9 protein-coding genes and 2 pseudogenes are annotated in these 12,455 nt (G+C 57.7%); 1 reads left to right on the forward strand and 10 read right to left on the reverse strand.

The features are described 5' to 3' along the window. Positions 1-426 precede the first annotated feature (426 nt). Positions 427-1,051: pseudogene (locus XH87_RS09595) on the reverse strand (transposase). Between the two features lie 40 nt (positions 1,052-1,091). Between XH87_RS09595 and XH87_RS09600 the strand changes: the two are divergent. After that, complete coding sequence (locus tag XH87_RS09600; protein WP_271587079.1) at positions 1,092-1,388, forward strand: LexA family protein; 297 nt, start codon at positions 1,092-1,094, stop codon at positions 1,386-1,388. Here XH87_RS09600 and nolL read toward each other — a convergent pair. From nolL to XH87_RS09645, 9 genes and pseudogenes are all read right to left on the reverse strand, one after another. Further along, positions 1,330-2,442, reverse strand: coding sequence for a nodulation factor fucose acetyltransferase NolL (nolL, locus tag XH87_RS09605; protein ID WP_271587080.1), 1,113 nt, complete (start codon positions 2,440-2,442; stop codon positions 1,330-1,332). The genes XH87_RS09600 and nolL overlap by 59 nt on opposite strands. A gap of 150 nt (positions 2,443-2,592) precedes the next feature. Further along, positions 2,593-2,922, reverse strand: a pseudogene (locus XH87_RS09610) (IS630 family transposase); the annotation flags it as partial. A gap of 81 nt (positions 2,923-3,003) precedes the next feature. Beyond that, on the reverse strand, positions 3,004-3,204 hold the full coding sequence (locus XH87_RS09615) for a hypothetical protein (protein ID WP_271587105.1): 201 nt from the start codon (positions 3,202-3,204) through the stop codon (positions 3,004-3,006). Further along, positions 3,201-4,925, reverse strand: a complete 1,725-nt coding sequence (locus XH87_RS09620; protein ID WP_271587081.1) for a dipeptide ABC transporter ATP-binding protein — start codon at positions 4,923-4,925, stop codon at positions 3,201-3,203. Before XH87_RS09620 ends, XH87_RS09615 begins: the two co-directional genes overlap by 4 nt. Then, entirely contained in the window at positions 4,926-5,789 is an 864-nt protein-coding gene (locus XH87_RS09625) for an ABC transporter permease (protein WP_271587082.1), read from the reverse strand. It abuts the gene before it with no gap. Beyond that, on the reverse strand, positions 5,786-6,742 hold the full coding sequence (locus XH87_RS09630) for an ABC transporter permease (RefSeq protein ID WP_271587083.1): 957 nt from the start codon (positions 6,740-6,742) through the stop codon (positions 5,786-5,788). The genes XH87_RS09625 and XH87_RS09630 overlap by 4 nt, the downstream gene beginning before the upstream one ends. A 4-nt stretch (positions 6,743-6,746) precedes the next feature. Then, positions 6,747-8,435 (reverse strand): ABC transporter substrate-binding protein, encoded by a 1,689-nt coding sequence (locus tag XH87_RS09635; protein ID WP_271587084.1) that lies wholly within the window; start codon positions 8,433-8,435, stop codon positions 6,747-6,749. 43 nt (positions 8,436-8,478) lie between these two features. Then, positions 8,479-9,819 (reverse strand): NtaA/DmoA family FMN-dependent monooxygenase, encoded by a 1,341-nt coding sequence (locus tag XH87_RS09640; RefSeq protein ID WP_271587085.1) that lies wholly within the window; start codon positions 9,817-9,819, stop codon positions 8,479-8,481. Positions 9,820-11,585: 1,766 nt separating this feature from the next. Further along, entirely contained in the window at positions 11,586-12,026 is a 441-nt protein-coding gene (locus tag XH87_RS09645) for a VirK family protein (protein WP_271587086.1), read from the reverse strand. Positions 12,027-12,455 lie beyond the last annotated feature (429 nt).

The raw sequence follows: 12,455 nt of genomic DNA on the forward strand, positions 1-12,455 counted from the left end.
CCATCGCTCTCCATACCGAATGCGAAAACCTCAAAGTCTTGCATCCGTTTTCAGAATGGACCCACGGCTTGCGGCGGAAAAGTGATCGTTCATCTAAGGCTGCACTCAGCCCTCACTCGGCGTTACCTCCTTTTCGATAGCAATGACCGTGCCAGGCGCGTCAGTCGCAATTAAGGGCTGAATAGGCGTCATGAAATCGATATTGACGCCGAATGTTTTGAACCTGACAAACACGGTCTCGTTGTCGGGGACCGCACCATGATCGCAGGGTTATCGTAAAAGCGACAATTCCGAGCTCGTTTGCAGGATAGCGAGAGCCGGAAGTCCTTGCGGGCACGCAATCGATGCCTTGAAATTCGACACGCGCGGATCGCCGACATCACGGTCAGCGAGTGTTCAAACTCGACTAGTACCTCTGCACGGAGATTATGACTCTTTGGCAGTATTGGGTAGGCGCGTCCCTTTAGCGCGAGCCTTTTCTGTTGTGAACATCCATTTGATGCGAGCGCGTGCTGCGTTTCTGTGCCGTTCCCAGGCGGAGATTTCGTGGCGCAGCCGCTTTGGGTCCTCGATCCTGCGTCGAGGCACTGTCCCCGCAAGACGCCGATCTCGATCTCGACCATATTGAGCCAGCTTGCGTGCTTGGGGGGTGTAGTGGAACTCGATCCGCCGCCGGATACGCCGTGCTTCAGCGGGCGGGAACGTCTGATACAGGGCGCCGGCTGAGTGGGTCGATAGATTGTCCTGAACGACCGGTTGCCACCAGTAGGGCTTCTTGCTTGCCCGTGAGCTTGCGGTCCGCCCCGGGTCGCGGCTCCGCACTCGGCGCCCGTTCCAGATTGCCCTCCATGAAACGGCGCTTGGTCCGGTACACGGTCGAGCCGCTTGCGCCGACGCTCCTGGCGATCTCCTCGTCGCCTGCCCCCGCATCGGCAGCCAGCAAAATCTGGGCGCGCTTGAGCTTGCGAGACGCATGCTTGCTGCCGCTGGGCAGCGCCCTGAGTTCGTCGCGCTCGACTTGGCTGAGTTCGACCCGATAGCGTACGTTCATGCTTACCTCCCTGAGAGGCAGGCACGAACAACTGAATCGGATGGCCGACGTGAGTCCTTCGGCAAAAACCTTCACGCCTAAACAGGGGCAGTACCTCGCCTTCCTCCACCTTTATACGCGGCTGCACCGCAGACCCCTGGCGGAAACCGACATGCAGGAATATTCCCGCGTCAGCCCGCCTTCGGTTCACCAAATGGTGCTGACATTGGAACGAGCCGGCCTCATCAGAAGGGAGCCAAGGACACCTAGTGGCCTTCTGACCGGATTTGGGCTAAGCTCTACTTGTGCGCGGGCTGACCCGCTGGACGAAGGGCGCGGGGTGAAGCTCCTAGAATGAGCTGAGACAGATAGGGAATGTCGCGCACGGTTCGGCGCAGCATCAGCGTGACGAGAACAATCGCTCCCCCTAGAATTCCCGCCGCGGCCCACCTGGTTGTGAGATCCGAGTGCTCTGCGTACTGTATCGAATCCATGAGGCGAAATACCGTACCCTGAATCAAGTACAGCACCAGCGTGCTCTGTCCAATTTCCATGGCGATAAAGCGGACCATTCGATTTGAGCGGCCAAATCTCCAGCATTGCAAGAAGAGCTCAATCATGATCGCTGAGGCTGCCGCAGAGCCAAAAAGCATCAGAAGCACGTTCTTCGCCGACAACATATCTTGAACCAGGGCGAGATTGTTGTAGACGTACGTTTCCTTCTGCCAGGCTAGAAAACACACCAGTGCCGCTATGCAGAGAGACGCGATCAAGAGCAGCTTGTAACGACGTGTTATGCTCGTCCAGCGGTCTCTCGACTGGGCAAATGAGAAGCCCAGGCAGAAAAACGGGTAAGTATACTTTATAAGAGGAAATATGGAGAATGTCAGGGGCGCAAGCGCGACCACTACGACTGACACGAACAAGATCCAGGGCGAGTAATTATCGAAGATCGAAAGAATTTTAACGAGAAGAAAACAAACGAACGCTGCCCAGATGAACCAGTACGCGCCGGCGACATCGGATAGAAATGGCAAAATGTCGCCCGATGCGTCAGGCGCGCGGGGAAGCACAGCCAACTTTGCTGTCTCCAGGAGAGCGCACCAAAACAGCATGGGCAGCAAGAGCTGCATCGCCCGATCGCCGACAGCTTGCGCCAACGACTTTCGCAACAGCGCACGGCAAGCAAGGTATCCACTTATCGCCATAAAGAGAGGCATGTGGAACATGTAGATCCATTTGAAGCATGGCAAATCCCAGAAGCCTTCATCTCGGTAGAGGATATACTGGATGAGGTGACCGACGATCACCAAAATGATCAGCACTCCTTTGGCGAAATCCAAAGCTAGATCGCGATCGTTCGCCTGTGGCGCACCAAGCGCAGTCGATCCGGTTAAATTTCGTTCAATCATTCGCTGCTGCAGCTTGCTCCATCAAGATCGATCCGACCGATCATCGTGGAGGTAGTTGCCATCTAGAGGCTACGCTCCGATAGCTGGCTGGCCACCAATGTTCAATTATATGGAGGCGGGTGATCGGTATAAAGAAAGAGGGAACGAGCTATACGAGGGTTTGTAGCGCTCGCGCCTTTCCGGTTCGGGCGGAATCGGTTGACGCACCTCGCCGATGAGCTGGACGGGGGTTTCGTCGAAGCAGAGCAGCGGTCGCTCGGAATCAGGCGGCTTCAGCATAGAGATCAAGTACATCTTTCATGCGGGCGACGCATTCGCCATCGACATGGAGAATGCACCACATATCCCTGCGCCACGGCTGAGGTCATTCTCGGCAAGCCGGCGGCGTACGGTCGCGCCCCATTAGCCGTCATGATCAGAGAGCTTGACTATCCCGTCGGCCGGCAGCGCGGTCAGCCTCCCGCGCCTCCGGCCGGCGGGCGCTTGGTCCGGTTCGATGAGTCAAAATCAGGGCGCGCGCTTTACCGAGAAGCAGGGCCACTACCTGGCTTTCACCTATACCTACTCGAACATGTTCGGACGCCCACTTGCCGAAACCGACATGCAGCGCCACTTCTGCGTCAGCCCGCCTTCGGTCCACCAGATGATTGTCACCTCGAACGAAATGGACTTATTCGCCGTCGATCCGGTGCCCCCAGAATGCCCCCGAGATCGGAGATCGACAATTTTATGATAAAGCAAGTCGAATTCGAAGGCATTCATGCGATGCCTTCTTCGAGGATCGTAGCTGATTGACTTATCTCTTGGTCGCGCACAAGACGCGGCATGGCGGCGATAAGGCTCTTGGTATATTCAGACAGTGGATTACGAAATATCTCTTCAGTGGCGCCACTATCGACGATTCTCCCCCGGCGCATAACTATGACGCGATCGCTGATATGACGAACAACACTGAGATCATGCGAGATGAAGAGATAACTTATGCCGAGGTGGTCCTTCAAATAGCCGAGCAGGTCCAAGACCTGGGCCTGGATCGAGACGTCGAGCGCCGAAACCGGTTCATCGCAGACGATTACGGCAGGATTTGGTGCGATCGCGCGGGCGATCGCAACGCGCTGGCGCTGACCGCCCGAGAGTTCGAGCGGCCGTCGGTCCAGCAAGGCCTGGGAGAGTCCGACCATATCGAGCAGCTCGATAACGCGCTCCTGCCGCTTGCGCCGTGTCTCAACGTCGCTCGAAAGGCTGTCGGATATGATGCGTCCGACCGTCCAACGTGGATCAAACGAGCCAAGAGGATCCTGGTAAATGATCGATATCGACCGCCGCCGAGCCCGGCGTTCGCGTTCAGCGAGCGTGGTCCAAGGCCGGCCTGAAAACTGAACGTCTCCCTCGTCAGGCTCGTCGAGCGCCAGGATCATGCGCGCCATCGTTGACTTTCCTGATCCAGATTCACCGACGATGCCCAAAGTCTCGCCGGATCGCAGTTCGAAGGAGACGCCGTCCACAGCCGCCCGTAAAGTGCCATCCGGGCCCTTGAAGCGCTTCACCAGACTTGTCGCTTCGAGCAGGATGGGACGAGATTTCGGCAGCGATTGCACGGGTGGCTGCGTTTGCCGGCTAGGCGAACGCACAACAGTCGATGGTGACAGTCGTGAGCCGCGCGGCCGGCCTGATGGCACGGCGTCCAGCAGCTGACGAGTATAGGGGTGTCGCGGATCGTTAAATATCTGGGCGGCGGTGCCGCGCTCGACAACCTCGCCTCGATGCATGACGAGGATCTCATCCGCCACGCGGGAGACCACTGCCAGATCGTGACTGACCAGGATCAGAGCCTTGCCCCGCGTTTTGGTCTCCTCGAGCAGTGCCAGCACATGAGCTTGCGCCGTCACGTCGAGAGCGGTAGTCGGCTCGTCGGCGATAAGGATGCGTGGATCGAGCGCAAGTGCTGCAGCGATGAGAGCCCGTTGACGCTGGCCGCCGGATAATTGATGCGGCAGTTGCTGGGCTTTGGTCTCGGGCTCAGGGACACCGACGAGCTCAAGGAGAGCAATGACACGCTGCGCGAGCTCCTCGCGTGAGGATACCGCACCATGGAGGAGCAAGCCTTCACCAATCTCTTTGCCGATCCGGCGAAGCGGGTCAAGCGAGACGAGTGCATCCTGTAATACAAAGCCAATCTCGTTGCCGCGGATGCGCCGCCAGCCACGATCGTTAAGGCCGATCAGGTCCGTCCCGTCGAAGCTCAGCTGGCGTGCATGAACATCGGCGTGGCGACCAGCGAGGCCTACGAGAGCCCGGGCAGTTACGCTCTTGCCCGAGCCAGACTCACCGACGATCGCAAGGCACCGTCCCGGTCGGAGGGAGAAGGACACACTGCGCACAACCGCTTTCTCCGCGATGTCGCGCCCGAAGGAAACACGCAGCGAATCGACCGTGAGGAGGTCTGCCTGCTGCGAGACAGGCTTGGGACGAACCTGCGACATTCAGCTTTTCCCTTCCAGACGGTCCTGTATATGGCGCCCGACGATGGTGACGCTGAGGGCAAATGCCGTCACGGCCAGACCGGGTATGATCTCCAGCCACCAGGCGTAGATCACATAATTCCGCCCGGCATTGAGCAGCGCGCCCCATTCAGGGGCCGGCGGAGCGACGCCAAGACCTAGAAAGGCAAGGCCGGAGGCCCAGATAATGGCCTGACCCACGCCGATCGTCATCATTGCTGTCAGCGGGTTCATGGCGTTGGGAAGAATATGCCTCCAGACGATACGGGGAAATGGATGGCCCAGCGCCTTGGCGGCCTCCACGTATCCTGTCCCTTTGATGGAAAGCATCTGGCCCCTGATCATGCGCGCATAGCCTGGCGCTGTGCCGATTCCGACAGCTATGACTTCAGTCAATACCGACGGCCCAAAGACGGTCACGAACACAAGGGCGAGCAACAGCGTGGGGATTGCGAAGAGCACGTCGACAATCCGGCTGAGGATGCTGTCGAATACGCCACCAGAAAGTGCGGCGGCGACGCCGAGAACGAGTGCAATGGACATGCTCAGCGCGGTCGCGCCAAGTCCGATGGCAAGCGATTGGCCTGCCCCCTCGAGTAATCGGGAGTAAAGATCCCGGCCCAATTGATCTGTCCCCAACCAATGGGCGATCGAAGGCGACTGCAACGACGATCTCAAATCAATAGCAAACGGGTCGTGCGTCTGTAGCACTTTTGGCATCATGGCCGCGAGGGCAAACAAACCAATGATAATAAGCGAGGCAGCAACTCGGACGGGAACATGGCGGACGAATGCCAGGAGTTCTCTGAGTGGCCGAGACACGGTGACTTCTGCGAGCATGCTCATGTCAACTTAATTCTCGGGTCGAGCATCCGATAAGTTAGATCGACAATCACACTAACAGTGACGAATAGGCCCGCAGAGATCAAAACAGCTCCCGAGACAATCGGAACGTCTCGCGAGGACGTTGCGGCAACAAGAACTCCACCCAGCCCTTGACGGGCGAAAACGATCTCGATCAAAATCGCCCCCGAAAGAAGCTTGCCGAGCGCCCAGCCTGATAAGGTTACGGCGGGCAATGCAGCATGGCGCAGGACATGGTGAAGCCTGACGCCGAAATCACTCATACCTCGGGTCCGCGCGGACGTAACGAAGGGCTGCTCGAGCACGCGCGTGAACTCGTTTAGAACGACTTGTCCGAAAAAGCCGGACAGTTCGAGAGCCAGAGCAAGTGTTGGGAGAACGAGCCCCATCGGCGAGCTTTCTCCGACAACTGGAAAAATGCGCAAGTTTACCGCGAAGACGACGAGCAGAATTGTAGCTAGCCAATAAGGCGGCGCGGTTGCCAGGAAGATTTGCGCGCCGCTGAGCAGCTTCGACCATATGTTGTCTCTGCCGGCGATCAACAGGGTGGTCAAGATCGCAATAACCCAAGCCATCAGCAGCGCGGCGATCGCCAAAACAATGGTGGGGCCAATCTGTTCTGCGATGATCGCCGTGACGGATCGATGCTGCTGGTATGATTCACCAAGATCTCCGTGCAGGATTCGCAATATGTATCTGCCGTATTGAACGGCGAGCGGTTGATCAAAGCCATATTTCGCATTGATGGTTGCGAGCTCGGCCGCAGGTGCCGGCCCGACGTCGCCACTCCTCACATTGATGACGATCTGCGCGCGATCGCCGGGCATCAAACACTGAACTAGGAACGTAAACGTTGCTGCAGCCCACACGACGGCCACACCGGATAAAATACGGCGCGCGAACCAAACAAGCGGATTGTGGGATACGACCTTCACGGTGTCATTTCTTCTCGTCGAAATGAGCATCATAGAAGACGGGCTCGCCCACTGATCCGTGGTCCAGCCACACGTCTTTCAGGCGCGGGGTGGTGGCCAATGTCACATCCAGCACCGTAAGGCCAATCACAGGAGCCTCATCCACGATCTTCCGTTCCGCCTGCTGATAGAGGCCCGTACGTTCAGCGCTATTGAAATCCTGCTCTGCCTTTTGGATCAGCTCCCAAAGTGCCGGATCTTGGAAGCGCGATGGATTGAAGCGATTGGGCTCGCCTTTCTGGTCCGGCTTCCACGAAATTCGGAATATCTCAGCGCCGGGTGCAACCCAATAAAGAAGCACGATCTCATAATCGTTGGGCCCGAGGTTTTTTCCGGCGAAGAAATCAGCCGGATTGGTGGGTTGAAGACGTACGTCAAAACCGGCCGCCCTTGCCTGCTGCTGAATGACTTGTAAGGCTTGCTCGCCATCGGGCTTCAGAAAAGCGTACGAATAGGAAATGCGCACGATGAGCGGATTGCCGTTCTTGACACGAACGCCGTTAGGGTTACGCTCAGTCCAACCCGCCTGATCAAGCAGCTGATTGGCTTTCCGAATATCGTACGCATAGGACTGCCCGAGCTCACGCAGGTATTCCGGCGAGCTCTGACTTAGCGCACCGTTGCCTTCAAATGGCAAAGAGCCGAGGAAGGATGTGTCGACCGCGGCCTTCCGGTCAGTAGAATAGGCAAAGGCCTTGCGGACAAGCACGTCGTCAAATGGGGGCCGGGCCGTATACAACGCCAGGCGCAGAGGGGTGCCGCCGGTTAGGTGCCGCAATACTGGAAAGCGGGAATTGGCGTCCTTCCATGCGATAGCCGGGACATCGTAAATAGCATCGGTCTCCCCCGTGATCAGCGAGCCGTATCGGACAGTCTGATCTGGCAGAAACTTCCAGCTGATCCCGTCAACGTAAGCCGGCCCTTGATGTTTCGCGGTGGCCGGCGCCGAATTGTACTCGGGATTGCGGCGGAAGGTGACTTCCCGTCCATGGCGCCACTTGTCGACAATGAATGGACCTGAGCCGACAGGGTTCTCGCAATTCACGGCAAGTCCACGTTTGAGCGCGGATGGTGAGAGAATGCCTTGTGAGGATTGGGCGAACACGTTCAGCAAGGGTTGGAACGGCGCTTTCAAGGTTACCTGCAACCTCAGAGGAGCGATTGCCCTTGCCGATTCGAAGCTATCACTAAGATAAGGAGCGGCAGTCGGATTACGAAGATCAGGGTCGTTGCTGAGCCATCCGTTGATATTATCAGCGACGGCCTGCGCATCGAGAGGAGTCCCATCCGTGAACTTCACGTTCGGCTTTATCTCGAACGTGTATACTTTTTTGTCGTCGGAGATTGTCCATGACTCGGCCAGCCATGGCACAATCTTGCCATCCTCGCTGCGGGCAACCAGATTATCGCTGTACTGGCGTTGCAGATACCATTGCTGCACCCAACCTCCGAACAGGCACGCCGGCTCTTGAAAATGCCCGTAACGAATAACGCCGCCCCGCTTGACGTTGCCGGCCGGCGCCTCTTGGGCATGGCCGCTGGGCGCGAACTGTGCCAGGCTTTGGAGCACGAACAGGCTAGCCGCCACTTTTCTTCCGCGATGGTTCGACTGGCGGGTGAAACGCCTCGATGATTGCGTATTCGATACAGACATATCCAAGCTCCAGGGCAATGAATGCAGACGGGAGAATGCAGCGTCAGACCGCCGACGTACCCGCCCTTTTTGCCGGTTCGATGTGGAGGGGAATCCCCAAATGCTCGCGCAATGTCTCCCCCCGATATTCTGTGCGAAACAGACCGCGCTTCTGGAGGAGGGGCACGACATGGTCGACAAAGGCCGCAGTGCCGTCGGCCAGCACGTCCGGAATGATGTTGAAACCATCGACCGCGCCAGCGCGAAACCAGGCCTCAATCGAATCAGCGATCTGCTCGGGCGCGCCCACGAGCAAGCGGTGGCCAAAAGCTTGAACGCTGCTGATGATCTCGCGAACGGTCCGGCCTTGACGCGCCAGAGTTTCGATCGTGCGATGGTGACCGACAGAAAACGGAACGTTATCCGCATGGGGCAAAATCTCTTCAGGGATGGGGCTTTCGAGGCTGAGCTTCTCGACTTCCAGGCCCATGCTTCGTGCAAGAGCGGCGATGGCGCGCTCCAGATCGAGCAACTCGTCCAATTGCCCTTTGCGACGAGCCGCCTCTTCTTCTGTTCCACCGATGCAGGTGACAAGACCTGGGAGGATGAGCGGAGCCGCAGGACGGCCGAATTGACGAGAGAGAGCACGCAGGCGCTCGGCCTCCTGCAGCGCAGTTGTCAAGTCCCCGGCTGCCGCAAACACGACATCTGCACTGCGCGCGCCAAGCCGTAATCCGGGATCCGAACCGCCCGCTTGCACGATGACTGGCTGACCTTGAGGCGAAGCGGGATGTGTAAGCGGGCCTCGGATGCCAAAACTATTCATATCAGGGTCGAGCAGCCGGAATTGACTCTGATCTGCGTAAACTCCCGCAGCCTGGTCGGCGATGATCATCTCGCCGCCCCAGCTCAGCCAGAGAGCACGGACGGTTTCAACAAAGTCCTCGGCGCGTCTGTAGCGATCCGCTCGTGCGAGCTCTTGACCGCCAAAGTTCGCCACCGTCGCGGAGCTCGACGTGGTGACCGCGTTCCAGGCGGCGCGGCCACCGCTGATGACATCGAGCGATTGAAAACGCCGGGCGAGATTGTATGGCTCATTGTAGGTCGTCGATGCGGTGGCGATCAGCCCAATCCGCTTCGTTTCGCGGGCAATCACAGCGAGAACCAGCGTAGGTTCGAGCCCATTGAGCGGCGGCTGGTGCGTAATGTCGGCACTTATCGCGGGGGTATCGGCGAGAAATACGGCATCCAGCAGACCGTGCTCCGCAAGCTTCGCAGCCCGGACGTAGTGCTCGATATCGAAAAACGCGCTTGGATTTGTGCCCGGCCAGCGCCACGCGGCAGAGTGACCGCCAGCACCATGGAGATTTAAGCCGATATGGAGCATAGGGTCGACCGAAGACATCACACCCCCGAATGCAGCGGCCTCTTAGCCGCTCGATACGTCTTGACAATCGGACCTTCGCCAGCGGTCTCGGCGACCAGTCTGCGCTTTCTCGAAGGTCCGCCCTAGATGCCCGCGAACAGCCATATTGAGGAGGCTAATAATAAGCCGCTCATTGGTGTGAGAGGGATATCACCAAACACGCCCTGGCAACCTCTTGACACCCTCTCGCAGCGGACGAGGCGCAGAAGGCTTTCTACCACGACACATGGCCAGTGGCGCCCAGGTGCGTCCAACTCGATTCCAACGCTGAGCTGTTTCAAAGCGGGCGCCTTCATATTGGTTCTCCACAGCTCATCAAGATGCCCGCCACTTTCTCTAAGGCGTTTTGAACGCCTCTTCGCAATCACGAACGCCTGGACTCCCGCCGCCGACGCGAGGGCCAGTCACGAAAGGATGTGTAGAGGTTGAACGCATCCAAACGCAATAGTTGAGTATTCCATTCTACTCGCCTCAGTTGGCATCCTCTTCTCTCGCGATGTCTCTATCCTGTTCGTTCAAGAGGCTGGACGCCGATCAGGCTCACGGATAACACCGATGCGTACGATCGCACCGGCTTCAATTTGCAGGACGAGCTCGAAACCGAGCGACCATGAATTGATGCGTTCGAGAACACATCAGACATTCGGCGCGACAGTGTTGATCAGCAGTTTACGTGCCGACTTTGGCAAATAAGAGCAGCCGACAAGCTTGCGCTCGGAAACCATCTAATAATGCGATGAAACTCTCGAGATTCGCGATGCTCGAGGGCTCGGCCAGCATTTGCTGGGCGACTATGTAGGTCGCAGAACGGAGCAGTTGCCCGGATCTCTGCGTGCACGTTAAGGAGTGTCAACTTCGAGGAGGTGGTGACGAGACTTCATGGTCAGGAATGGAAGTGGTAGTGAATTAGCCGGGGGACCGCGGCGCCAGTGATACACCGAGGAAAACCTGAAAGCGTAACTTGCCTGCAATACGGTGAGTGGACTGGCCTGCGCCTGCAAACGGAGACCGCTGGAAAGTGAACGCTACTCCACTTGCTGTTGCTAGACTATCGCAGGAACACGACGACCAATGTCGTCACGCAGCACATCCTTCAAAATTATAGCTACCGGCGTTCGCAACGAGACAAGGACTTCCAAGCTCGTCATATATATAGCCTCCAACGCGATTGAATCGTACGCAGCGTCATAGTGTAGGATCTCAAAGTAGGTCAGGGACTGTGTGGCAAGTCAGCGAGCCACCGGGCTCTGATAGCGATGGCTGCTCCCGGGCCACCCTGTTAGGCCCACATCGGCGGGACGCCGTTTCAGGCGACAAGCTCCGGGAAATCTGGTTATAAAATACGAGGCGCGTTGCCCACACGCTGGCTTGGCTGAGGATCAATCCTAGTCATCGCGGCCAGCAGATTGAATGAGTTGGAACAATATGTCCTCACAGGAGGCGCAGATGAAAATGCGAAGATACCTTGTCGACGTCTATCTGCGCTGTGATTGACTGTGAGGACCTGGCTCCTGGCCATACGAGCATACCGGGGCCATTTATACGATCCCATGCGCATCGCCAGCCCCTCAGGGGTGCAGCGAGCGAACTGGACGCAAGCTTGTGCAACCTGGCCATCCCCGACGAAAAGACGGCCAGAAACGATCTGGCCGTCGTCACTATCGAGACTATCGCGTGATGGCTTGCGATGTCGTCCACCCCCTTAGAGGATCAAGGCCAACGCGCATTCCCGGGGTGCTTTTCGTCTACCAGATGAATCTGGCACCATCAGGCACTTCGCAGACGAATTCGCCCTGGTTCACGAGTTCGGTGGTCCCGACGACAAGCTTCGAGGCCCGTACGGTAAGCTTGCCTTCGCGGCTGAGGCTGTGACGAATGTATTCGGTCACGGCATGTCCAGAGCTATCCACCGTTTGGTGCGCATTGGCAAAGCTGATACCGTTCTGGGCGGTCACCCTGAAGGCATTGATGACCAACCCGGCCTGGGTCGCAGGCCCGGGCTTGCCGCCCTCGGTGGTGGTACAGCGGTTCATATCCAACATGAGTTTCACGTTCTTGCCCGTCTGCAGGGCATTGAGCACCTCGGCGTATTTCGGCGAGGTCTCATCGGCTCTAGCCACCGTGCTCACGGTTGTCGCAGAAAGAACGTACAACAGGATCAACAGGGTTCTGCCAGTTAAGTTCATATGCTCTTCTTCCTCTATAGGAACCACAGGTCGCGTAAGCGCAGCGTCACAAGACCGGTTGTCGCAAGCCGCTTGGCGGATTACAGACATCAAACGCCGTCGCACTTCGAACAAAGACAATCAGTCACAATCAGACGCAAGTGGCTGTGATGGCTATTCCGACGTCACAACATCGTAGGTCAGGTTTGCTGAAGCCGCCTCCTCGCGAGCGTCATCGTGCGAAATGATTCATCGAGCAGAGCCATTAGAAGCTATAACGGCGCCGATACTGCCGCCTGAACGACAGGTCCGGACTTAGGCTGGCACGAACCTTGCGTCGCAGTAACAAGTCCGTGCAGTCAAGGCAGCTGAGCTTAAGACTCCCTCGAAATACACTTTTAGATGGCGCAATGCAGCGCCAACTTGCGGCTTGGGTCCGGCTGAGCTCGG

Source organism: Bradyrhizobium sp. CCBAU 53415, from assembly GCF_028128735.1.
Classification (GTDB): Bacteria; Pseudomonadota; Alphaproteobacteria; order Rhizobiales; family Xanthobacteraceae; genus Bradyrhizobium.

Coding starts and splice junctions, on each gene's coding strand:
- XH87_RS09600 (WP_271587079.1), top strand. CDS start 1,092: ATGGCCGACGTGAGTCCTTCGGCAAAAACCTTCACGCCTAAACAGGGG.
- nolL (WP_271587080.1), bottom strand. CDS start 2,442: ATGATTGAACGAAATTTAACCGGATCGACTGCGCTTGGTGCGCCACAG.
- XH87_RS09615 (WP_271587105.1), bottom strand. CDS start 3,204: ATGAATGCCTTCGAATTCGACTTGCTTTATCATAAAATTGTCGATCTC.
- XH87_RS09620 (WP_271587081.1), bottom strand. CDS start 4,925: ATGTCGCAGGTTCGTCCCAAGCCTGTCTCGCAGCAGGCAGACCTCCTC.
- XH87_RS09625 (WP_271587082.1), bottom strand. CDS start 5,789: ATGAGCATGCTCGCAGAAGTCACCGTGTCTCGGCCACTCAGAGAACTC.
- XH87_RS09635 (WP_271587084.1), bottom strand. CDS start 8,435: ATGTCTGTATCGAATACGCAATCATCGAGGCGTTTCACCCGCCAGTCG.
- XH87_RS09640 (WP_271587085.1), bottom strand. CDS start 9,819: ATGTCTTCGGTCGACCCTATGCTCCATATCGGCTTAAATCTCCATGGT.
- XH87_RS09645 (WP_271587086.1), bottom strand. CDS start 12,026: ATGAACTTAACTGGCAGAACCCTGTTGATCCTGTTGTACGTTCTTTCT.